Here is a 26,817-nt window from a genome sequence, read left to right on the forward strand (position 1 = left end):
TGAATGCATAATCGAAATTCAGTGTCATCGAAATTCAGTGTCCGATGTGGTTCTCCAACTGCTCCCCGATTTTCGATAGAACCTCGGGTTCGATCATCTGATTGTGTGCGCATTCGATCGGATGAATTTCCATTTCACCGGATATGAATGCATTCCACTCAGCCGGGTCTCGGTGGACGCCATCACCCGACCCGTGTGCCGCCGCGAAGAACAAGATACTGCCGTCGAAGACGTCGGGCACGAACCCGTCCATCAACGTGGTCGAATTCGCGAAACCTCGATTGATTCGTTGCAGGTGCTCGGGAGTGAGACCTGTGTTCTGACCGAACTTCTCGTTCAGCAATCGAACGGCGCCCTCGTAGGTCAGTGACGGCTGCGACTGATCCCGTTCGATATCGAGCCCGAGCCCACTGAGCAGTTCCTCGACTGTCAGTTCACCCGACACGGACTCTGCCGGCGTTGCGAGATAGCTGTCCATGATCGTCAAGGACTCGACCTCGTCGCCCTCGCCGCGTAGTTCGACACCCACTGCGTGTGCGATCGCGCCGCCGAGCGACCAGCCGAGCAGGTTGTACGGGCCCTCCGGCTGCACCGACTTGATCTCCCGCACGTAGCGATGCGCGAGTTCCTGGATCGAACCGAACTCCCCGCCTTCGGAAATGCTCGGCAATTGCAACCCGTAGACGGGGCGGTCCTCCCGGAGGTGACGGACGATTCCCGAATAGCCCCAGGACAGCCCGATCCCGGGATGCACGCAGAAGAGGGGGCTTGCCGTTCCCTGCGCGCGCAACGGAATGACGACCGAGAACGCCGAGTCCAACCCTGGCGTCGTCGACCCCTCCCCTGCTTCGATCCGTGCTGCCAGACCTGCTGCGGTGGGATCGAGAAACAGCGCCTGCAGCGCCACCCTGATACCGACCGCGGACTCGAGAGCCGGCACGATTCGTGTTGCCACCAGCGACGTGCCACCGAGATCGAAGAAGTTGTCGTCGACGCCGACGGGCGAGACACCCAGAACCTCGGCGAACACATCGACTACTGCCGATTCCATCGGTGTGGACGGCGCGCGGTACGGGGTCGACGCCGATGCCAGCTCGGGCACGGGCAATGCCTTTCGGTCGAGCTTGCCCACCGGGGTCAGCGGAATCTCGTCGAGTACGACCAATGCTGTCGGAATCATGTGACGTGGTAGCGAACCCGCGAGGTATTCGGTCAGCTCGGACGTCGACACCGCGAAGTTGTCGTGCATCCGTATGTACGAGACGAGGACGGTGTCACCGGAGGGGGCTGTGTGGCCGATGGTCGCCGCGAACCCGACCGCGTCGTGCTCGGTGAGCGCTGCGTCGATCTCGCCCAACTCGATGCGGAACCCGCGCACCTTCACCTGGAAGTCACTTCGTCCGACGAATTCGATCGTGTGGTCCGCAGTCCACCGAACGACGTCTCCGGTCCGGTACATCCGCTCACCCGGCTCACCGAACGGGTCGGCCACGAACCGCTCGGACGTCAACGCGAAGCGGTGCAGGTAGCCGCGTGCGGTGCCGGGGCCTGCGATGTACAACTCTCCGGCAACACCCGCCGGTACCGGGCGGAGCCGAGAATCGAGCACGAGGTATCGGAATCCGATCGCGGGACTGCCGACATCGATTCGCTCCCCTGCAACGAGGGGACCACCGACGCTGCCCTGAATCGTCGTCTCCGTCGGGCCGTAACCGTTGAACATCATGCGGCCCGGCGCCCAGCGAGCGACGAGTTCCGATGTGCACGCCTCACCGCCGACGGCCAACACCTCGACGTCCTGCAGACGATCGCCGTCGATCGATGCCAGCGCTGCGGGCGTCAGGAAGGCGTGTGTCACCGACGTACGTTCCAGCAGATCGGCGAGGTCGTCGCCGCCGAAGATGCCGGGCGGAACGATGACGAGCGTCGCTCCGACACCGAACGCCATGGTCAGCTCGTACACCGACGCGTCGAAGCTCGGCGAAGCGATGTGCGAAACGCGTGACGTCCGCTTCGGATGGAAGCGAAGAGTGACCTCGTCCTCCAGGTTCGCCATGCCGCGGTGGCGCACTGCGACGCCCTTCGGTCGACCCGTCGATCCCGAGGTGTAGATGAGGTAGGCGGGGTTGTCCACCCGCAGCGTCGAGGTCCGGTCCGCGTCGGTCACCTCATCGGTCGGGTATCGCTCTGCGTCGGCGACGAACTCGTCATCGTCGACGACCAACCACGTGATCGTGTCGGGGAGCTGATCGCGGAAGGCCGCGACCGTCAACCCGATCGGCGAATGCGAGTCCTCGAGCATGTGTGCGATGCGATCCGCCGGGTAGTTCGGATCTACGGGCAGGAAGGCCGCACCGGACTTGGTGACCGCCCAGGTGGCGACGACCGACTCGATCGACCGCGGCATCGCGAGCGCGACGAAGGTCTCTGGACCTGTGCCGTAATCAATCAACATCCGTGCCATCCGGGTCGAGACCGCGTCCAGTTCCCGATAGGTCAGCGACCTGTCCAGGTACTCGATGGCCGAACCGTCCGGATTCGCACGAACCGCGTTCGCCAGGATCTGCGGCCACGTCTGCGGATCACCGCCGTCGTCTCCCCGTGCGGGCGCGAACATCGGGCGCTCGTCGTCGGCGAGGATGTCGACGTCGCCCACCGGCGCGCCCGGGTGTGCGACGACTGCGCCGAGAACACGGACGAACCTTCTCGCGAACGACGACACCGTGGACGCGTCGAACAGCGCGGTGGCGTAGTCGAATGCCCCTTCGATCCCGGCGGGCGCACCCGACGCGTCGAATTTCTCGGACAACAGCAGCTGCAGATCCTGTTTCGCCACCGGCACATCGATGTCGACGCCTTCGACGAGCAGATTCGGCAGCTCCAAGCGGGCCTCGTCGTTGTTCTGGAACGACAGCGCGACCTGAGAGAGCGGCGAGTACGCAGTCGACCTCGTCGGGTTGAGGACCTCGACGACACGCTCGAACGGAATCTCGGTGTGCCCGAACGCTTCCAGATCCGCGTCGACGACGCGGCCGAGCAAGGATTCGAACGACTCGGCGCCGTCGACGACCGTACGCAGCACGAGCGTGTTGACGAACATGCCGATGAGGTCGTCGAGTGCCGCCTCGCCTCGACCTGCGACCGGGGTCGTGATGGCGATGTCCTCGGTACCGCTGAGCCTCGCCAACGATGCCGCGAACGCGCCGTGCACGATCATGAACATCGTCGCGCTCCGCGTCCGAGCGAACTCCGCGACGCGGCGGTGGATGTCGGCGTCGATGGTGAACTTCACTCTGCCGCCGCGGAAGTCCTGAGTGTTCGGTCGCGGTCGATCGGTCGGCAACGGAAGCAGATCGGGAAGCCCACGCAGTGCGCCACGCCAGTAGTCGAGCTGGTGTGCGGAGATACTCGTCGCATCGGCCTCGTCGCCCAGCAGCTCTCGCTGCCACAGTGTGTAGTCCGCGTACTGGATCTCGAGCGGCTCCCACGCAGGCGCTGCGTTCTGGGTGCGCGACGCGTATGCCACCATCACGTCCCGAGCCAGCGGCGCCATCGAGGCGCCGTCGGCGGCGATGTGATGGACGACGACGGCCAGCACGTGCACCGGCTCCTCCGACGAGGTGACACGAAGCAGTGCGAGCCTGATCGGGATCTCCGTCGCGACGTCGAACCCTGTTTCCGCGAACGTTGCGATGACATCTCGCAGGTCGCTCTCGTGGACCGGGGTGACGTCGATCGACGGCAGAACGTCCTCGGCGGAGTGGATCGCCTGCTCGGGGCCTTCCTCGTTTGCCGGGAACGTCGTCCGAAGCGATTCGTGACGGTCGAGCAGGTCGGCGACCGCGGAGGTCAACGCCGTCAGGTCGAGTTCACCGGTGAGGCGAACGACCAGCGGGACGTTGTACGCGGGCGACGCGGGATCGAAGCGGTTGATGAACCACATCCGCTGTTGCGCCAGCGAGAGCGGGATACGTGTCGGGCGGTCGACGGCAGCCAGCACGGGTCGCGAGTCGGTCGAACCCGATCCTGCGACACGGGCGGCGAGGGCGGCCACCGTGGGAGCTTCGAAGATCGCCCGGACGCCCACACTGCTGCCGGTCGCCGCGTTGATACGTGCGATGACCCGTGTCGCAGACAGGGAGTCTCCGCCTCGGTCGAAGAAACTGTCGAGTGCACCGACACGATCGACACCGAGTATCTCGGCGAACACGGCAGCGACGACTTCCTCGTCCGCCGACCTCGGCGCGACGTAATCGGCTGTCTCGGAACCGAACTCCGGTGCCGGGAGAGCCCGTCGATCGAGCTTTCCGACAGGAGTCAGCGGAATCTCGTCGAGTCGAACGATGATCGACGGCACCATGTGCCCCGGCAACCGATCTGCAGCATGAGCCGTCAGTTCCGATGTGTCGACCGACGACGCGCGATCGACGAGACGAACGTAGGCGACGAGCACGGTAGCGCCCGCGGGAGATTCGGCGCCGACGGTCGCTGCGAAGTCGACACTGGGATGAGCCGACAGGACAGCGTCGATCTCGCCGAGCTCGATGCGGAAACCACGAACCTTGACCTGGAAATCACTTCGACCGACGTATTCGATGGTGCGATCCGGGGTCCACCGCACCACGTCGCCAGTCCGGTACATGCGTTCGCCCGGCTCGCCGAACGGGTTGGCCACGAACCGCTCCGACGTCAGTGCCGGTCGCTCGTGGTATCCGCGGGCCAGCCCGGCCCCTGCCAGATACAACTCGCCCCGAACTCCGATGGGAACCGGTTGCATGCGCGCGTCGAGCACGACCTCGTGGACGGCCCGGATCGGTCCGCCGATGGTGAGCGCGGAATCAGCGTCGAGCGGATCGCTGATGTTGGACATGATGGTCGTCTCGGTCGGTCCGTAGCCGTTGAAGAGCGTGCGTCCCGGAGCCCACGCCGCGATCAGTTCGGCGGGAACTGCCTCGCCTCCGACGACGACGGTGTGGAAGCTCTCCAGCCCGAACGGATCCACCGAGGCGAGCGCCGCCGGGGTGATGAACCCGTGCGTGACGCCCTCGCTGGAGATGACCTCCTTCAGTTCGTCGCCGCCGTAGACACTCGGCGGGACGATGACCATGGTTGCGCCTGCACCGAACGCGAGAAGGTACTCGAGGATCGACGCATCGAAACTCGGCGACGACACGTGCAGCGTCCTCGATTGCGGAGTCAGTGCATACCGGTCGATCTGCTCGGTCGCGAAGTTGTCGAGACCGCTGTGTGTGACGACGACGCCCTTGGGCAGACCCGTCGAGCCCGAGGTGTAGATCGCGTAGGCGGCGCTGTCCATGCGAACGCAGTCGACTCGTTCGTCGTCGCCGAGGCGCTCGGCCGACAGCGATGCCAACTCGGCCGAGGTCTGCTCGTCGTCGAGGACGATCCAGGATCCACCGCCCTCGAGAGTCCGCGGCAGTCCGTCCTGACTGCCTCGGACCGTGATACCGAATCGGGCACCCGAGTCGCTCAGCATGTGATCGATCCGGTCCCGCGGATATCCGGGGTCGACCGGCACGAACGCAGCACCCGTCTTCGCGACGGCCCACACCGCGACGACCGATTCGATGGACCGGGCGAGACCGAGAGCCACGAACGATTCGGCGGACACTCCTCGGCGCAGCAACAACCGCGCCAGCTGCGTCGACCGTCGATCGAGTTCTCCGTAGCTGAGCGAGAAGTCCGCGAAGCGCAATGCCGTGTGCTCGGGATCCAGCGATGCAGCGTTCTCGAATATGTGCGCGAGCAACCGCGTCGAACCACCGCTCTCGCCGTACACCGGCGCGAGGTCGGCGTGCTCGGATTCGCTGAGCAGGCGGATCCCGGCCACCGGTCGGCGATCGTCGGACACGACCGCGTCGAGTACACGTTCGACGCGAGCGATGATCCGATCGACGGCCTCCTCGTCGAAGAGATCGGGCAGGTACTTCGCCTTGAGATGCAAGCGATCGTCGACCGAAGCCACCAGCGTCAGGGGGTAGTGCGCGGCGTCGGTTCCGAGTACATCGGCGACGCGCATCCCGGCGATGTCCGTCTCCTCGGACAACCCCGCGCGGTCGACGGGGTACGACTCGAACACCGTGAGCGTGTCGAATGCGACGCCGGGTCCGGCCGCACGCGCAATGTCCGTCAGGCCCATGTAGTGGTGATCGAGCAGCGACGCTTGTTCGATCTGGATGCGATCGACGAGATCGCCCACGGGCTCGGCCGGGTCGAGACTGACGCGGACCGGCAGCGTGTTGATGAACAAGCCGATCATCGACTCGATGCCTGGTATCTCCGGCGGGCGGCCGGACACGGTGGCGCCGAAGACGACATCGGTGCGTCCGGTGAGTGCGGCCAGCACGATGCCCCAGGCGCTCTGCACGATCGTGTTGAGTGTCGATCCGCGATGTGCGGCGATGTCGCGGAGTGCGCCCGTCGTGTCGCGAGAGAGCGAACGCGTCGTCTCGGCCGATGTCGTGGACAGCTGCCTTCCTCGGTCTGCGGTTACGAGCAACGTCGGCTCCTCGACGCCGGACAGAGCCCGAATCCATTGTGCCTTCGACACTTCGGCGTCCTGTCGGTGCATCCACGAGAGGTAGTCACGGTAGGCGGGCACGCGCGGCAGCATGGAATCGTCACCGGCCGTCGCGTACAGCGTCAACAGTTCCTTGATCAACAGCGGCGTGGACCAACCGTCGAGCAGAATGTGGTGGTTGGTGAGCAGCAGACGCCACTCCCCCTCCGCCTTGGTGATCAGCGTGAAGCGAAGCAGCGGTGCGTGATCGAGCACGAACCGTCGTGCGCGATCCTCGGCCAGCACCGTCTCCAGCGCACCTTCTCGATCGGCGAATCCCCTGAGGTCGACCTGCGCCCACGGCACCTGAACGTTGGTTTGTACCACCTGGACGGACTCGCCGTTCGCGTTGTGCACGAATGCGGCGCGGAGATTGTCATGACGGTCCAGCAGTGTCTGCGCCGCCGCCTTCATCCGCTGCGCATCGACCTCACCGCGCAGTTCGAGGCCCAGCTGCACCATGTACGCGTCGACACCGGTGTCGACCTCCTGGTCGACCTCACCCGCCAACCGCGCATGGAACAGCAGGCCGGACTGCAACGGCGACATCGACCAGACGTCGTAGAGAGCCGGGAAACGTTGTTCCAGTTCGGCGATCGTCGACTGATCGATGTCGACGAGTTCCAGATCGGACGGAGTGTAACCGCCCGCGCCGGATCCGGCTGCGTGGGTCGTGAGCGCGGTGAGTGCCTCGATCCAGAGTTCGATCAAGCGCTCGACCTCGATCGCCGACAGCACACCGGTCGGGAACGCGAACGTCGCACTCAGAACCGGACCGTCCGGTGTCGAATTGGTGACCGCGTTGATGTCGAGCAGTGCGGGTACCGGCATGTCGGGGTTCTGTGCATCTCCGAGCGCGGTGTCGGACACCGGAATCCAGCCGACGTCTGCCATGTCCTCGGTCGAACCGGTCGAGAAGCGTCCCAGGTAGTTGAAGCTGACCTGTGGACGAGCAAAGCCTCCGAGGGCGGCTCGCCCGTCCTCGGTCAGGTACCGGAGAAGGCCGTAGCCGATTCCGTGATCCGGAATCTCGAGCAGTTGTTCCTTGATCGACTTGATCGCATCACCCGCGGCGCCACCGGCAGCGAAGGCATCCGCGACGTCGATACCGTCGAGGTCGAGACGGACCGGGAAGATGGTGGTGAACCAGCCGACCGTCCGACCGAGGTCGGCTCCCGGAACGACGGCGTCCTCGCGGCCGTGGCCCTCGAGACTCACCAGCGCATCGTCCACGTGCGTTCCCTGCTCCCGGCGCCACGCGGTCAATGCCAACGCGAGTCCGGTCAGCAATCCGTCGTTGACGCTGCCGTGGAACACCTCGGGCACCGTGGTGAGCAGGTGCTCGGTGACCTCGACGGGAAGCGCCGTGCGGATCCGCTGGGCGGTCGCATCGACGTCGACTGCCGGATCGAGTGCTCTAGAACCGATCACCGGATCGGCTCCGGACAACGTGCGGGTCCACAGAGCCAGTTCGGCGGCACGCGCCGGAGCGACCTCGGCCAGTCCGGTGGCCCAGCGCCGCATGGACGTCCCCGTCTCGGCCAACTCGGGCTCGGTTCCCGCGGCGATCTGCGCCCATGCGGTGGCCAGGTCCGGAACCAGGATTCGCCAGGACACCCCGTCGATCACCAGGTGGTGTGCGACGATCAGCAGGCGTCCGGCCCCGGACTCGTCGCTGAACCACACCATCTCGATCATGCGCCCTACGCCAGGATCGAGTCGATCGGCGGCGGCGTCGAGTTCACGTGCAGCGACCGCCGAGAAATCTTCGCCGACAACCGAATCCACGGAGACTCGACGCAGTACCGATGTTGCGGTCACCGTACCTGCGGCGGCAACACTTTCGACCCAGACACCGTCTTCGTCGCGGTAGAGCTGGGCGCGCAGCATGTCGTGGTGATCGAGGACGGCCTGAACGGTCCGCTCGAGCACATCGGATTCGATCGACGGAGGAAGCTGCAGCAGCGCAGTCTGCGTGTAGCGGCCGAACTGCTCGCTGCGCTCGACCATCCACTGGACCACCGGTGTCAACGGCAGATCGCCGACGCCGCCGCCCTCGAGCTCCTCGAGCACGACGACGTCGCTTCCGAAACGTGCGACCTCGGCGAGTCCTGCCACGGTCTTGCGCTCGAACACGTCTCGCGGAGCGATGACGAGACCTGCGGCCTTGGCCCTGGACACCAGCTGGATCGACATGATGCTGTCCCCGCCGAGGGCGAAGAACGAATCGTCGACACCCACGGACCCGAGACCGAGAACCTCGGCGAACAGCGACGCGAGGGACTCCTCGACCGGAGTGGCAGGCGCACGGCTGTGGGTGACACGGGCCGCGAAATCCGGCGCAGGCAGGGCGCGTCGGTCGAGCTTGCCGTTCGCGGTCAACGGGAGTTCGTCCAACACCACCAGAGCCGCGGGAACCATGTACGCGGTCAACACCGTGCCCGCGAACGCCAGAACCTCGGTCGTGTCGACCGTTCGACCCGACTCCGGGACGACGTAGCCGACGAGTCGCTCGCCTGCGCCGTCGTCACGGACGGTCACCACCGACTGTGCGACACCGTCGGCCTGCAGCAACGCGGACTCGATCTCGCCGAGTTCGATACGGAAGCCGTGCAATTGAATCTGAGAGTCGCTTCGACCCAGGTACTCGAGCTGCCCGCGGCGATTCCACCGCGCGGTATCGCCGGTGCGATACATCCGGGTGCCGTCGAGCGAATCCGGGTTCGCGACGAAGCGTGTCGACGTCAGAGCCATCCGGCCGAGGTACCCGCGCGAGAGCTGTGCCCCGGACACGTACATTTCGCCGGTGACACCGGGGGGAACGAGTCGGAGCCGATGGTCGCGCACCGAGACACCGAGGCCTGGGATCGCCTGACCGATGACACTGGCCGACGCTGCCGCCGCGAACTCGCGTGTCAACGGCAGGTAGCTGACGTGCACCGTGGTCTCGGTGATGCCGTACATGTTGACCAGCGTCGGCGAGTTCTCCGAATGGCGTGTGTACCAACGCTCCAACTGGGCAAGATCGAGCGCTTCGCCTCCGAAGATGACGTAGCGCAGTGCAAGAAGGCCTGATTCGTCGGCCGCGACACGGTCTGCCTCGGCGAACTGGTAGAAGGCTGTCGGCGTCTGATTGAGCACGGTGACGGACTGGGCGACGAGTAGTTCACGGAACAGTTCCGGCGAACGGGCCGTGTAGTAGTCGACGACGACGAGTTTTCCGCCGTAGAGGAGCGGGCCCCACAGCTCCCACACCGAGAAGTCGAACGCGTAGGAGTGGAACATCGTCCACACATCGGTCTCGTCGAATCCGAATTTGTCGATCGTGTTCTCGAACAACGTCCCCACGGTTCGATGGGTGACCTGGACACCCTTGGGTCGACCGGTGCTTCCGGATGTGTAGATGACGTACGCGATGGTGTCCGCGGTCGGATCGCCACCTCGGTCTGCGCTGGTCAACATATCGGCAGGCAGCGCGTCGAGGGCAGCCATCGTGTCGGGATCGTCGACGAGAACGTGCGCGATCCCGCCGGCCGGAACTGCCGCACTGTCGGCGACAGTCGACACGACGCAGACCGGGCGCGCATCCTCGAGCATGAAGGCGAGTCGGTCCGCTGGGTAGGTGACGTCGACCGGGAGGTATCCCCCGCCTGCCTTGAGCACTGCCAGAAGCACCACCGGTAGCTCGGCAGTACGCGGCATCGCCACTGCAACCAGTGTTTCCGGTCCTACACCCACCGAGACCAGATGACGCGCGAGCCGATTGGCCCTGGCCTCCAACTCGCTGTAGGTGTACGTGCGGTCGCCGTCCACCACGGCCGTCGATTGGGGGAACCGTGCCACCGCAGATTCGAAACGTTCGACGAGCGTCTCGGCGGACGCGGTGCGTCCCTCGTGGTTCCAGTCGATGTTCATCATCGTGCGCTCGGTGCGTCCGAGAATGTCGATGTCTCCGACGACCCCGTCAGGATCGACCGCGACAGCGTCGACGATCGAGACGAACCGGTCGGCGAAGGTCACGACGGTCGACTCGTCGAACAGGTCGGTCGCGTACGTGATCGCCGCGGACATCCCTGCGGGCAAGCCGTTTTCGTCGTACTCCTCGAATGCCGTCAGCTGCAGATCGAACTTGGCGACACCCGCGTCGAACTCGAGCGCGGTGACCTCCAGGCCTGGTAGCTCGAGGTGTGCACGCTCGTTGTTCTGGAACTCGAGCAGCACCTGGAACAGCGGCGAATGATCGGTCGACCGCGACGGAGCCAACTCGTCGACCAACTTCTCGAACGGCACATCGGTGTTGTCGAACGCCGCCAGATCGGCTGCACGAGTACGCGCAAGCAATTCCGTGAAACTCACGTGCGGCGACACCTCGGTGCGGAGCACCAACGTTCCCACGAACATACCCACCAGAGCATCCAGCCCTGCCTCGCCACGACCGGCGATCGGCGTTCCGACCGCGATGTCCTCGGTGCCGCTGAGCCGTGCCATCAACAACGCCCAGGCAGCGTGCACTGCCATGAACACGGTCGAATGCGCTTCTCGCGCAATGTCGACGAGCGCGCGGTGCGACGCCGGCGAGATCGTGAACTTCACCGACGCGCCGCGCATGGACTGTTGCGGGGGGCGAGGTCGATCGACCGGCAACGGCAACAGATCCGGCAGATCCGCCAACTCCCGCGACCAGAACCCCAACTGAGACGACACCACCGAACCCGGATCGTCCTCACTACCCAACAACTCACGCTGCCACACCGTGTAATCCGCATACTGCACCTCGAGCGGCTCCCAATACGGAGCATCACCATTGACCCGAGCCGAATACGCCACCATCACATCCGCCGCCAACGGCGCCATCGACGCACCATCGGCCGCAATATGATGCACCACGATCGCCAACACGAACTCCGCGTCGGCAACCCGATACAACCCAGCCCGGAACGGCTTGTCCACCGTCACATCGAAACCACGCGACGCATCAGCAGCGACACGCTCGAACAGCTGTGATTCCTCCACGTCGACCGGCGCGAGCGTCACCACGGTCGATCCGGCGTCGTGGATGAACTGCCGCGGAGTGACGCCGTCGGAAGGGAAGGTCGTCCGCAGCGATTCGTGACGCGCGAGCACGTCCGCGATCGCCGCATTGAGCGAGTCGACGTCCACCGTGCCGGACAGCCGAACCGCCAACGGAATGTTGTACGCGGCCGACGTGGTGTCGAACTGGTTGATGAACCACATCCGCTGCTGCGCCTGTGACAACGGAACAACGGCGGGACGCTCCACTCGTACCAGAGCAGGACGGGATCCGACAGACCTCTGCCCCACTGCCCGTGCAGCCAGCATCTCGACGGTCGGAGCCTCGAAGAGTGCCCGCACGCTGATGTCGGTGCCCAGTGCGCCGTTGACGCGAGCTGTCACGCGCGTCGCACTCAGGGAATCGCCGCCGAGATCGAAGAAGTTGTCGTCGAGACCGATGTCCTCGGTTCCGAGGACATCGGCGAACACACGCGCGATCGCAATCTCGGCATCGGATATCGGTTCACGGCGGTCGACGCCGCTGCGCAGGTCCGGCGCAGGCAGTGCCCTGCGGTCGAGTTTTCCTGCGGGAGTGAGCGGAATCGACTCCAGCACCACGAACGCCGACGGAATCATGTGCGCAGGCAGCGCAGATGCCACCTTGCTGCGCACACCGTCGACATCGATCACCGCACCCGGCACCGGCATCACATACGACACCAACACCGTCGACCCCGACGGACCCTCCACACCCAACGTCGCCACGAACTCCACACCCGGCACCGACGCGACCACCGCATCGATCTCACCCAACTCGATACGGAACCCACGCACCTTCACCTGAAAATCCGAACGACCCACGTACTCCAGCGCACCGGAGACATTCCACCGCACCACATCACCCGTGCGATACATCCGCTCAGCCACACCGAACGGCGCCGCAACGAACCGCTCCGCCGTCAAACCCGCCCGATCGTGATACCCACGAGCCAAGGCCGGGCCCGCGAGATACAACTCACCCGCAACACCTACCGGCACCGGCTGCAGCCGAGCGTCGAGAACGACGACGGCGGCACCGATGATCGGACTACCGATCGCTATCGGGGTGCCCGGGTTCATGGCAGTACTCAGAGTTGCGAACACCGTTGCTTCGGTGGGTCCGTACGCGTTGAACATTCGGCGGCCGGGCGCCCAGCGCTCCACCAATTCCGGTCCGCATGCCTCGCCACCGGTCGCCACGACGCGCAACTCGTCGAGGCCGCTCGGGTCCACCGACGCCAACGCCGCTGGGGTCACGAATGCGTGCGTCACATGCTCCCGTGCCAGCAGCACGGCCAATTCTTCGCCGCCGTACACATCCGTGGGCGCGATGATCATCGTCGCGCCTGCACCGAACGCATAGAGCAACTCGAGCACGCTGGCGTCGAAACTCGGTGACGCGAAGGCCAATACGCGAGATTCGGTCGTGACATCCAAACGGGTGCGTTCGTGTTCGGCGACGTGCACGAGTCCGCGGTGCGTGACCACGACGCCCTTCGGCACACCTGTCGACCCCGAGGTGTAGATCAAGTACGCAGCGTCGTCCGGTCGAAGAACATCCGTGCGTTCCTCGGCCTCGATCGGAGTTCCCGGCAGGTCGCCGAGCGTCGCCGAGATGTCCTCGTCGTCGAGAGCGATCCACTCGACGGTGTCCGCGGCGTCGTCCAACACCGAACGGTGCCCGGAGAGGGTAATACCCGAGCTCACACCGGAGTCGGTGAGCATGTGCGCAATACGGTCCACGGGATACGACGGATCCACCGGCAGATAAGCACCTCCGGCCTTCGCCACCGCCCACACCGCGGTCACCGATGCCACCGAACGCGACAACGCCAAGGCCACGAACGAACCGACACCCACACCCCGAGAGATCAACAACCGCGCCAATCGAGACGACGCCGCGTCCAACTCTCCATAGGACACCGACACCGAGCCCGACACCAGCGCAGTCGCATCCACGCCCGCGATGTCGACAGCGGTCGACAAAATCTCCGGCAGCAACCGAACCTCGACGGATTCCTCACCCCGCACCGGCACCAACACCGCACGCTCGGATTCCGACAGCAGGTTCACACGGCCCATCAACAGATCAGGCGTTGTGGCAAATGCGTGCAGTACGCGGCCGATCCGACCGACGATCGCCTCGACCGCATCGGATTCGAAGAGATCGGGGAGGTATTTGGCCTCGATGTGCAGCCGCTCGTCGACCATGGCCACGAGTGTCAACGGATACTGCGCGGTGTCGCTTCCGTCGAGAATGTTCGCCACACGCATTCCGACGATGTCCGTCTCGTCCGTCAGACCTGCCCGGTCCATGGGGTACGACTCGAACACCGTCAACGTGTCGAACGCGACAACCGGGCCGACAGCGCGCTGAATCTCGGTCAACCCGAGATAGTGGTGATCGAGCAGATTCGCTTGCTCCCGCTGGAGGCGAGTGATGAAGTCACCCAGCGTTTCTCGCGGATCGATCGTCACGCGGACAGGCAGCGTGTTGATGAACAATCCGATCATCGACTCGATGTCGTTGATTTCCGGCGGACGACCCGAGACCGTTGCCCCGAACAGGACGTCGTCGCGTCCGGTCAGACCTGCGAGGACCGTACCCCATGCAGCTTGGACGAGCGTGTTGACGGTGACGCCGTGCACGCGCGCGAACGCACGCAACCGATCGGTGTCCTCCTCCGTCATCGACGTCAGTTTCCGTGCGGCGAGGGTGGATTCCTGCCTGCGGCTCTCGATGGGTGTGAGGAGAGTCGGCTCGGCCAGGCCCGACAGCGCGCTCACCCATGCGTCCCGTGCAGCGACAGGATCCCGGCGAGCCATCCACGTCAGATAATCACGGTACGCGGGTACACGCGGCAGCACGGAGTCGTCGCCATCCGTCGCGTACAGGGTCAACAACTCGCGTACCAGGAGCGGTGTGGACCAGCCGTCGATGAGAATGTGATGGTTGGTCAGAACAAGTCGCCATTCGGAAGGCTGCACCGAGATCAGCATGAATCGAAGCAGCGGTGCCTGCGCCATGTTGAATCGTCGTCCGCGGTCGGCGGCCATGATTCGGTCGAGCTCGACAGCGCGGTCCGCGTCGCCCAGATTCGTCAGGTCGAACGATTCCCAGGGCACCTCGACTCGCCGTTCGACGACCTGCACCGAGTCGCCGTCGATGTTGTGCACGAAGGCAGTGCGCAGGTTCGCGTGACGATCGATCAGTTTCTGTGCCGCCGCCCGGAACCGAACCTCGTCGACGCTGCCGGTCAACGTCATGACCAACTGGACCAAATACGCATCGACCGCCTGATCGGACAGCTCGGCGTGGAACAGCAGTCCGGCCTGGAGCGGCGACATCGACCACACGTCGACGAGTTCCGGGTAGCGGCGTTCGACGTCGTCGATCGACGTCTGATCGAGCTGCACGAGATCCAGATCCGACGGTGTGAAACCGCCTGCACCCGGCCTTGATGCGTGTCGGGAGATCGCCGTGAGGGAGCGTGTCCACAGTCTCGTGAGTTCGACGACATCGTCACGATCGAGTACACCGACGGGGAATGCGAAAGTCGCCTTCAGCACTGCCCTACCGTCGTCGCCGGTTGCCGTGACGGCATTGATGTCCAGAACCGCCGCGACCGGCAGCTCCGGATTCTGCACGTCCCCGACGTCGTCGTCCTCGACCGGCAGCCAGCCGACATCACGCAGATTCTCCGGGATGCCTGCGCTGTACCGTCCGAGATAGTTGAAGCTGATCTGTGGGGCCGCGTACGCCGCGAGGCTGCTGCCCGATTCCTCGTCGAGATAGCGGAGAAGCCCGTACCCGATTCCGTGATCGGGAATGCCGAGCAAGCGCTCCTTGACCGACTTGATCAACGAACCTGCCGCGGCACCGCCGGACAGAGCGTCGTCGAGGTCGAGACCGGACACGTCGATCCGAATCGGGAAGATCGTGGTGAACCATCCGATGGTCCTCGCGAGGTCGGCGCCCGGCACGACCTGGTCCTCCCGGCCGTGTCCCTCGAGGCTGACGAGCGTGTCGGGAGCGTCGATGCCGCGATCACGCCGCCACGCCGCCACGGCGAGAGCCAGACCGGCCATGAGACCGTCGTTGACACTGCCGTGGAACGCCTCGGGAACCGTCGTCAGCACACTGTCGGTCACGTCTGCGGACAGTTCGACGTCGACCCGATCGACCGTGCTGTGCACGTCGATCGCCGGATCCAGAGGACGCGAACCGATGAGCGGATCGTGTCCGGCCAGGGTGCGCCGCCACAGATCGAGCTCGCCGCGGCGCTCGGCAGCCGCGTCGCGAAGACCGTGAGCCCAACGACGCATCGACGTGCCGACCGGCATGAGTTCGGGTTCGTCACCCGCGACGATCTGTGACCACGCAGCCGCCATGTCCGGCACGAAGATGCGCCAGGACACGCCGTCGACGACGAGGTGGTGCGCAACGATGAGTAGCCGTGACGCTCCGACGTCGTCGAGCCACACGAAGCGGATCATCGAACCCGATGCCGGATCCAATTGTCCCGCAGCAATTTCCAGCTCGCCGGCGGGAGTTATCGACTCACCGGTCACGACACGGCGAAGAATGTCCGACGCAAGGATCGCTCCCGGCGGAAGGACGTCCATCACCGGTGTACCGTCGTGCGTGCGCAGCCGCCCGCGCAACATGTCGTGGTGATCGAGGACCGTCTGAATCGTTCGTTCCAGTGTCGGTAGATCGATGTCGGCGGGCAACGTCAACAGTGCTGTCTGGGTGTGTCGATCGAACACGGGTGTGCGTTCGATCATCCAGGACACGATCGGAGTGAGCGGCACGTCACCGACGCCGCCGCCCGGGAGTTCCTCCAGCACCACGACGGCATCGTCCGACACCGACAACGCAACCTCGGCAAGCGCCGCCACGGTCTTGCGTTCGAATACGTCACGAGGTGACAGCACGATGCCCGCAGCCTTCGCACGGGACACGAGCTGGATCGACATGATGCTGTCGCCGCCGAGTGCGAAGAACGAGTCGTCGACGTCCACATGATCGAGGCGGAGAACTTCGCAGAACAATCCGGCGAGCAACTTCTCGATCGGGGTGTTGGCTTCACGCCCCGACTCGGAGCGGTTGTCGAATGTCGGTTCGGGCAGGGCTCGACGATCGAGCTTGCCCGCAGGGGTCAACGGGATCGATTCCAATTCGACGAACGCGGCCGGAAGCATGTGGCCCGGGAGCGAGTCCGCCGCGTGATCACGTAGTACGCGCGAGTCCACCGACCCACCCGATACGGGCAACACGTAGGCCACGAGAATCGTGTTTCCAGCCGGTCCGGTCGTTCCCGCCGTCGTCACGAACTCGACATCGGGATGCGTGGCCAGAACGCTGTCGATCTCACCGAGCTCGATACGGAATCCGCGGACCTTGACCTGGGTGTCGCTACGGCCGACGAACTCCAGGGCACCGCTGCGGTTCCACCGAACCACGTCCCCGGTTCGATAGATCCGAGAGCCGTCCGTCGCGAACGGATTTGCGACGAACCGCTCGGCGGTGAGGCCGGAACGGCCGTGATAGCCGCGGGCAAGGGCAGGGCCCGCGAGATACAGCTCGCCGGGTACTCCGATGGGTACGGGATTCATCCTGCCGTCGAGAACGACCTCCGCGAATCCGATGGTCGGTGCCCCGATATCGACCGGGGTGTCAGGATGCAATTCATCGCTGATGGACGAGAAGATCGTTGCCTCGGTCGGTCCGTACGCATTGAACATCGCACGTCCCGGAGCCCAGCGGGCAACGAGTTCCGGTGAACATGCGTCGCCGCCGGTGGCGATGACGTCGAGATGCGGCAGACCCGACGGATCGACCGACGCAAGGGCCGCGGGAGTCACGAACGCGTGCGTCACCCGCTTGTCGGCCATGAGCTGCGACAGTTCGGGTCCGCCGTACATGGCAGGCGGAGCGACGACCATCGTCGCAGCGCTTCCGAACGCCAGCATGAATTCGAGGATCGACGCGTCGAAGCTGGGAGACGCGAAAGCCAGTGTGCGCGAGCTCGGAGTCACACGGAATCGGAGTCGTTCCTCGTCGGCGAGGTTGGTGAGACCCCGGTGCGTGACGACCACGCCCTTCGGCAGTCCGGTGGAACCGGACGTGTAGATGAGGTACGCGCAGTCGTCCAGACGCAACGGACGTAGCCGATCCGAATCGGAGACGGCCGACGCCGAACGCGACGCGATCTCGGCCGACATCGTCGGATCACCGAGAACGAGCCACTCGGCTTCCGCGGCTGACAACCCGAGCTCTGCCGCGTGTTCGGGCGTCGTGAGACCGAGGACGGCACCGGAATCGACGAGCATGTGTTCGATTCGATCCGAGGGATAGGTGGGGTCGATCGGAAGAAACGCGGCTCCTGCTTTCGCGGTTGCCCAGATGGCGACGATCGTGTCCGCCGATCGAGGCAGCGCCAACGCCACGAACGTGTCCGGGCCGACACCGCGATCGATCAGGACCCGTGCCAACTGCGAAGATCGTGAATCGAGCTCGCCGTACGAGACGACGTCGTCCTGGTAGTCGATCGCAGGCGCGTCCACTCCAGCGGTGGCCACCGCGTCCGAGAGGATGTCGACGAGCAGGCGCTCGGGAACTGCGGGGGCACCGCGGACGGGAGCGAGCGTTGCGCGCTCGTCGACGGACAACACATCGACATTACCCACCACGACAGCCGGATCGTCGACGACCGTCTGCAGGATCGATCTGAATCGAAATGCGAATTCCGACACCGTGTTCGCGTCGAACACATCGGTTGCGTATCGGAACGCGGCCTCGATGCCGGACGGGCTTCCCGCCTCGTCGAAGGACTCCGAGATGGTCAGCTGCAGATCGAAGTTCGCGATGTCGTTGGTCAGCTCCACGCGCTCGACCTCGAGTCCCGGCAACGTGATGTTCGGTCGGTCGGTGTGCTGGAACTCGAGCATGACCTGGAACAGCGGCGTGTACGACGTCGACCGAACCGGGTCGAGTCGATCCACGACGCGCTCGAACGGGACGTCGGCATGCGTGAACGCCTCGAGATCGGTGGCGCGAACGACGTCGAGGAGCTCGGCGAAGGACTGTGCCGGGCGAACGTCGGTCCGAAGTACCAGGGTGTTGACGAACATGCCGACGAGATCGTCCAGTGCCGCGTCACCGCGTCCGGAGATGGGGGTACCCACCGAGATGTCCTCTGTCCCCGACAACTTCGACAGGAGTACACCCAGAGCCGCATGCACGATCATGAAAACGCTCGAATCCCGCGACGAGGACAAACGCGACATCGCCTGGTGCAGTTCGGGTTCGATGTCGAACTCGATCGTGTCGCCGCGGAACGACGCTTCGCTCGGGCGTGGTCGATCGAGGGGTAGGGCGAGAACATCCGGTGCCCCGGACAAGGATTCGACCCAGAACGCCAACTGCTGCGACATCAACGACGACGGGTCGGATTCGGATCCGAGGAAAGCCCTCTGCCACAGCGAGTAGTCCGCGTACTGCACCGGCAGCGGATCGATGATCGGTGCATCCCCGTGGATGCGGGAGCTGTAGGCGACGATCAGATCGCGTGCCAGTGGTGCCGTGGAGAATCCGTCGGACGAGATGTGATGCACGACGAAGGCCAGCACATGCACGTCCTCGTGAATGCGGATCAACTGCGCGCGGACGGGCACGTCTGCCGACACGTCGAATCCGGACTGCGCTGCCTCGGCGATCAGTCGTAGCGCGTCCTTCTCGGACTCGACGTCGATCGGATCGAGGTTCGGAAGTACCTGGTGTGGCTCGAGTATCGACTGGACCGGTCCGCTGTCGGTCAGGGGGAAGACCGTCCGAAGCGACTCGTGTCTGTCCATCACATCGCTGACAGCGCTGCGAAGTGCATCGAGGTCCAGATGACCGGTCATCCGCATCGCGAACGCGACGTTGTACGCCGCCGAGGTGGTGTCGTACTGGTTCATGAACCACATACGCTGCTGAGCAAGGGAAACCGGAATCGACTCGGGGCGATCGGCAGGAACGAGCGCAGGACGTGGGTCCGTTCGGTATTCCTGCGATTCGACGACGGCTGCCAGTCCCCGAACCGTCGGCGCATCGAACAGGTCCCGAACGGTCAGTGACGATCCCATGGCCGAGTTGACTCGCGCGACCAAGCGCATCGCAACGAGGGAGTTTCCGCCGATGTCGAAGAAGTTGTGCGTGACGCCGACCTGAGCCACTCCCAACAGGTCTGCGCACTCCGCAGCGATTATCTCCTCGACCGGATTCTCCGGCGACACTGCTTCTGTGTCGAAACTCCCGAACTCTGGTTCGGGCAACAACTTTCGATCGAGTTTACCGCTTGCGTTCAGCGGCAGGGCGTCGAGTTCGACTACAAGGGAGGGGACCATGTACGCGGGGAGTGACTCGGCTACCGACGCGGTCAATGCCGCCGCGTCGAAGTCCGCATTGCGTGCCGGCACGACATAGGCCAACAGGACTTCACCTGTCACGGGGTTGCTGTGAACCACAGCAACTGCCTGCGCCACTGCGTCGTGGCGCAGCAGGGCCGCTTCGATCTCGGGAAGCTCGATGCGGAGCCCGCGCAATTTGACCTGGAAGTCGGTCCGACCGATGTATTCGAGGTTGCCGTCCGAACGCCAGCGCACGAGATCACCGGTGCGGTACAGCCTTGCCCCCGGCTCGCCGAACGGGTTCGCCACGAATCGGTCCGCGGTCAGATCACCGCGACCCACGTATCCCCTGGCGAGTTGCACTCCCGCGAGATACAGCTCGCCCGGAGCCCCGATGGGTGCGGGTTCGAGCGCCGCATCGAGCACGTACACCGTGGTGTTCCAGACAGGCGCGCCAATCGGAACGACGGCCAGATCACCCGAGGCGCAGTGATAGTGCGTGACATCCACGGCCGCTTCCGTCGGCCCGTACAGGTTGTGCAGCTCCGCGTCCGCGAACGCCGAGAACGCCGACACCGTGGCGGGCGGCAGCGCCTCGCCACTGCAGAAGACTAGCCTGAGCGACGCGCAGTCCTCCGGCCGTCCTCCTTCGATGAACACCGCGAGCATGGAAGGTACGAAGTGCACCGTGGTGATGCGCTCGCGAAGTATCAACCGTGAAAGGTAGTCCGGGTCACGATGGCCGTCGGGGGCAGCGATGACGAGCTTCGCGCCGACCTGAAGCGCCCAGAAGAACTCCCACACCGAGACGTCGAACGTCGCGGGGGTCTTCTGCAGCACGTTGTCGGACGGCTCGAGGCCGTAGCGGTCCTGCATCCACAGAAGCCTGTTGACGATCGCCTCGTGTGTGACCGCCACGCCCTTGGGGCGTCCGGTCGAACCGGATGTGTAGATCACGTACGCCGTGCTGCGACCGGTGACCCGGCCGATTCGTTCGGCTTGCGTCAACGGGGCGGTATCCCGATCGGAGACGTCGATCAGATCGATCGCGAGAACCGGTGTCTCGACCGGAACGTTGATCCAGTCGCGACTCGTGGTCAGAATGCAGATCGGTGCCGCGCTCTCGATCACGTAGGCGGATCGTTCCACCGGATGGTCCGGGTCGATCGGAACATACGAGCCACCGGCTTTGATGATCGCGTACATTCCCACGAGCAGATCGGTCGAACGACGGATGGCAAGACCGACGTGCGTCTCCGGGCCGACGCCGAGCGACACCAGGTGCCGGGCAAGCTGATTCGCCCGATCGTCGAACTCACGGTAGGTGATGTGTTCGTCGTCGAAGACCACGGCGATCGAATACGGACTTCGAGCGACCTGTAGGTCGAACAGCGTATTGAGGGTCGGGTCGTCGCCGACGTGTGCGGGCAGGGCCCGATCGGTGGCGTTCCATGTCTCGACGACTGTCTCGCGTTCCCGAGTCGACAGGATTTTCACGTCGCGAAGGGCGATGGTCGGCGCGTCGCAGACCGATCGCAGGAGCCTGAGAAAACGATCGACGAACATGTCGATCGTCGCGGCGTCGAAGAGCTGCGTCGAGTACGTGAACGCCGCCGTCGAGGCGCCCGTTGACGTCGGATACTCGTCCACCCGCAGCTGAAGGTCGAATTTCGTCGTTCCGGTGTCGATCTCCTCGAAGGAGACCTCGAGGCCGGGGAGTTCGAGGTGTGCGGCCGCGTTGTTCTGGAACTCGAGCAGCACCTGGAACAGCGGCGAATGATCGGTCGACCGCGACGGAGCCAACTCGTCGACCAACTTCTCGAACGGCACATCGGTGTTGTCGAACGCCGCCAGATCGGCTGCACGAGTACGCGCAAGCAATTCCGTGAAACTCACGTGCGGCGACACCTCGGTGCGGAGCACCAACGTTCCCACGAACATTCCGACCAGCTTGTCCAGGCCTGCCTCGCCACGACCGGCGATCGGCGTTCCGACCGCGATGTCCTCGGTGCCGCTGAGTCGCGCCAACAACAGCGCCAACGCAGAATGTACGACCATGAACAATGTCGCATCGTTGTCCGATGCCAACCTCGTCAGCCGATCGCGGATCTCGGAGGGGATCTCGAAGCGTGTGGTGGCACCGTGGATCGACTGTTGCGGTGGGCGAGGTCGATCGACCGGCAACGGCAACAGATCCGGCAGATCCGCCAACTCCCGCGACCAGAACCCCAACTGAGACGACACCACCGAACCCGGATCGTCCTCACTACCCAACAACTCACGCTGCCACACCGTGTAATCCGCATACTGCACCTCGAGCGGCTCCCAATACGGAGCATCACCATTGACCCGAGCCGAATACGCCACCATCACATCCGCCGCCAACGGCGCCATCGACGCACCATCGGCCGCAATATGATGCACCACGATCGCCAACACGAACTCCGCATCGGCAACCCGATACAACCCAGCCCGGAACGGCTTGTCCACCGTCACATCGAAACCACGCGACGCATCAGCAGCAATACGCTCCGCAACCTCGGCCTCGTCCACATCCACCGGTACCAACGACGCCACCGACGAATCGACACCGCCGACCAACTGACGCGGCAGCTCCCCGTCGACCGGGAATGTCGTCCGCAGCGACTCGTGACGCGCGAGCACGTCACCGATCGCAGCGTTCAATGCCGCAACATCGACCACACCCGACAACCGCACCGCCAACGGAATGTTGTATGCCGCCGACGTGGTGTCGAACTGGTTGATGAACCACATTCGTTGCTGCGCCGCCGACAACGGCACTCGGTCAGGCCTGTCCACCCGCACCAACGCAGGACGGCTCACCACTGCCGCCGAACCCTCGGCACGGGAGGCGAGTGCCTGAATCGTCGGCGCTTCGAACAGGTCGATCACCCGTAGACCGGTGCCCAGTTCCGCGTTGACTCGCGCCACGACTCGGGTGGCGATCAGAGAGTTTCCACCGAGATCGAAGAAGCTGTCGTCCAACCCGACGCGCCTGCCGTCGAGCAGCTCGGTGAACACCTCGGCGATCTTTTGCTCGTATTCGGTTTCGGGAGCGCGGAATTCGGTGACACGTCCGAATTCCGGAACCGGGAGTGCCTTGCGGTCCAGTTTTCCTGCGGGAGTCAGCGGAATCGACTCCAGCACAACAAATGCCGACGGCATCATGTGCGAGGGCAATGCGGCCGCTACACGAGCGCGGACGCCGTCGACATCGACAGCCGCGCCCCGCACCGGCATCACATACGACACCAACACCGTCGACCCCGACGGACCCTCCACACCCAACGTCGCCACGAACTCCACACCCGGCACCGACGCGACCACCGCATCGATCTCACCCAACTCGATACGGAACCCACGCACCTTCACCTGAAAATCCGAACGACCCACGTACTCCAGCGCACCGGAGACATTCCACCGCACCACATCACCCGTGCGATACATCCGCACACCCACACCGAACGGCGCCGCAACGAACCGCTCCGCCGTCAAACCCGCCCGACCGTGATACCCACGAGCCAGCCCAGCGCCCACCAGATACAACTCACCCGCAACACCCACCGGAACCGGCTGCAAACGGTGATCGAGAACCACCTGCTCGGAACCTGTGATGGGCGAGCCGATATCGACCGCTGAACCCGATTGCATCGCCGCACTCACCGAGGAGAAGACCGTCGCCTCGGTCGGACCGTATGCATTGAACATCGACCGACCGGGCGCCCAGCGCTCCACCAACTCGGGACCACACGCATCACCACCGGTGACCACCACCGCGAGCGAATCCAACCCGCTCGGATCCACCGACGCCAACGCCGCAGGAGTGACGAACGCGTGCGTCACCTTTTCCTGCGCCAACAGCTGGGCCAACTCGACGCCGCCGAACACGTCGGTCGGGGCGATCACCATCGTCGCCCCGGCGGAGAAGGCAAGCAACAGCTCGAGCACCGAGGCATCGAAGCTCGTCGACGCGAAAGCGAGTGTCCTCGAGCCGACCTCGACGGCGAAGCGATCGCGTTCGAGCTCGGCCAGGTCCGCAAGTCCGCGATGCGTCACCACGACGCCCTTCGGCACTCCTGTGGAACCCGATGTGTAGATCAGGTACGCAGCATCGTCGACGCTAAGCGGACTCGACCTGACCTCTGCCGTGACGGCCCCACCCGGTATCGAGATCAGCTCGTCTTCCACGAGAGCATCGTCGAGAACCGTCCACTGCACGCGCGCCCCGATGTCCGACAGCATCGGCAGATGCTCGTGCATCGTGATACCGAATGCCGCACCGGAGTCGGTCAGCATGTGCGCAATACGGTCCACGGGGTACGACGGATCCACCGGCAGGAACGCACCACCTGCCTTCGCGACCGCCCACACCGACACGATCGACTCCACCGATCGCGACAACGCCAGCGCCACGAACGAACCAGGTCCCACTCCGCGTCCGATCAGCAGTCGCGCCAACCGCGACGACCGATCGTCCAACTCGCCGTACGAGACCGACACACCGCCGGACATCAATGCCATCGAGCCCACACCGCTGGCATCCACCGCAGCCGACAAGATTTCCGGCAGCGTCCGAGCCCCGATAGAGACTCCACCACGCACGGGCACCAGCGACGCACGCTCGGACTGCGAAAGAACGTCGATGTCTCCGACGACGGAGGTGGCGTCCGTCGCTGCGACGTCGAGAATGCGCGCGAGTCTCTGCGCGTGCTCACCGACGGAGTTCTCCCCCAGCGCCGAGGCGTCGTACTCGAGTTCGAGCGTGATGCCGGCCGGAGCTCCGAGGGAGTCCGTTCGCTCGGTTGCCGTCACGATCAGGTCGACGCCCTCGACGTCGGCTAGAGCGACGTCGCACGAATACGCGAGCAGGACCCGAAAGATGCCTGTCCCCCGGCCCGTGGTCGCATTCAGTTCGCGGCGTACGTCCTCGAACGCGACATCGCAATGTGCCAGCGCTGCGGAATCGACCCCGCGAAGACGTCCGGACAGCGCATGGAAGGACTCTCGCGGGTCGACCTCTGCACGCAGTACGACGGTGTTGTCGGCCGTGTACGGAGTGCGCGCGCCGATCACGATGTCGGTTTCGCCGGACACCCGCGCCAGCAGAATCGCCATCGCAGCATGGATAGAGACCAGGACGCTCGATCCCTGGCTCGCTGCAGACGACACCAGTGACCGATGCGAGTCGGCGCCGAGAGTCAGGGTCGTACTGCGGACCTGTGGCGTCGAGCGCGAGGTCGTGCCATGTGTCAGCGGCAACCCGACCGGATCGGGAGCATTCGCGAGCTCGGTGGACCAGAATGCCAGTTGCTGCTGTTCCACTCGGCGGCGACGTCCGATCGCGGCACTGACCGGGTGCACGTCTCCGACACCGTCGTGCGGTCCGGCTGCGACGAACGCGGAGACGACGTCGATGAAGCTGCGGTGGTGACGGGCCAGATCTTCGTCGTCGTAGCGATTCGGGTTGCCGCGAAAATCGACGAACGTCTTTGCTGGAGAACCACTTTGATAGATGTTGACCAGGAGATCCTCGACCGGGCCCGACGTCACGATGTTGAACTCACCGACGATCGTGCCGAGGTGAATCTCCTGATGGAACAGCATCACATTGACCATCGGCGCGACGAGCATCTTGTCGGCGCCCGAGCTGTGCAGATCGCGGCGAATGTCTTCGATGCTGAATCGCTGGTGCCGTAGCGCACCCATGAGCTCGAGCTGCACCTGCGCGACGAGCTCCCCCACCGTCTCGTCCGGCGACACACGCACCGGAATGGGCGCGACGTTGACGAGCATGCCGCCCGAACGCCGCAGCACCGCAGTGGTTCTCGCGGAAACGGGAATGTTGACCAGTACATCCTCGCGGCCCGTCATTCGAGACAGGTAGCACGCGAAAGCCGCGATCACGACGGCGGCTGCAGTAGCACCCTTCGACGCATCCGAGTTCTCCAGGGCGTCGACGACATCGACGGGCAAGGATGCGCTTTCGAGCTTGCTGGCCGCCACGGTGTCGCCCGCCGTGTTGGACAGACTCGCGCCGTCACGGACGTCGCGAACGTGGTCCGCCCAGTACTCCCTATCCGTTTCGAAACGGCTCGACGACCTGTATGCCTGATCGAGATCGTAGAGCGTCTTCAGGTCCGCCGCTTTGGCCGGTGCTGGTTCACGGCCTTCGTATTCGGCGGTGTACAGCTCCGCCGTCCGATTGACCATGGTCATCGCGCCGTAGCCGTCGAGCGCGACGTGGTGAATCTTGCTGTACCACAGGTACCGGTCGTCCTCGACGTGCAGGATCCAGACTCCTACCAGCCTGTCCGATCTCAAATCGACTGGTGCCGTGTAGTTTTCGTCGATCCAGATACGCGCAGCACGCATCGGGTCACTGTCGGACCTGAAGTCGACGTAGTCGATGTGGTCGTCGATCGAATGATCGACGATCTGAATCGGCTCGCCGTGTGCTTCGGACAATCGCAGGAACGCCGATTGGAACTCGTGACCGGCCGTCCGCGATGCTCTGCGTAGCAGTTCCAGATCCAGATCCCCCCGCAGATCCACGTACTGGGCGATGCAGACCGGCACCGTCGGTGCCAACTGCTGCGCGAACCACATCCCCCGCTGGGCAGACGACAACGGAAAGCCCGCATTCTCGCCACCGCCTCCATGAGGGGGTGAACTGTGAGACTCGCCTGAGACTGCTGCCCGCATTCATTCGCCTTTCTTGAGCGAGATCGAGGAAGGAGGTGTCCTGGCGGGATCGATCACTACGGAGT

At 64.5% G+C, this 26,817-nt stretch carries 1 protein-coding gene; it reads right to left on the minus strand.

The window, feature by feature from the left end:
- Window positions 1-34: 34 nt before the first annotated feature.
- Window positions 35-26,752 (minus strand): non-ribosomal peptide synthase/polyketide synthase, encoded by a 26,718-nt coding sequence (locus RY1_RS01735; RefSeq protein ID WP_084727121.1) that lies wholly within the window; start codon window positions 26,750-26,752, stop codon window positions 35-37.
- Window positions 26,753-26,817: the final 65 nt, after the last annotated feature.

The organism is Rhodococcus yunnanensis NBRC 103083 (genome assembly GCF_001895005.1).
Classification (GTDB): domain Bacteria; phylum Actinomycetota; class Actinomycetes; order Mycobacteriales; family Mycobacteriaceae; genus Rhodococcoides; species Rhodococcoides yunnanense.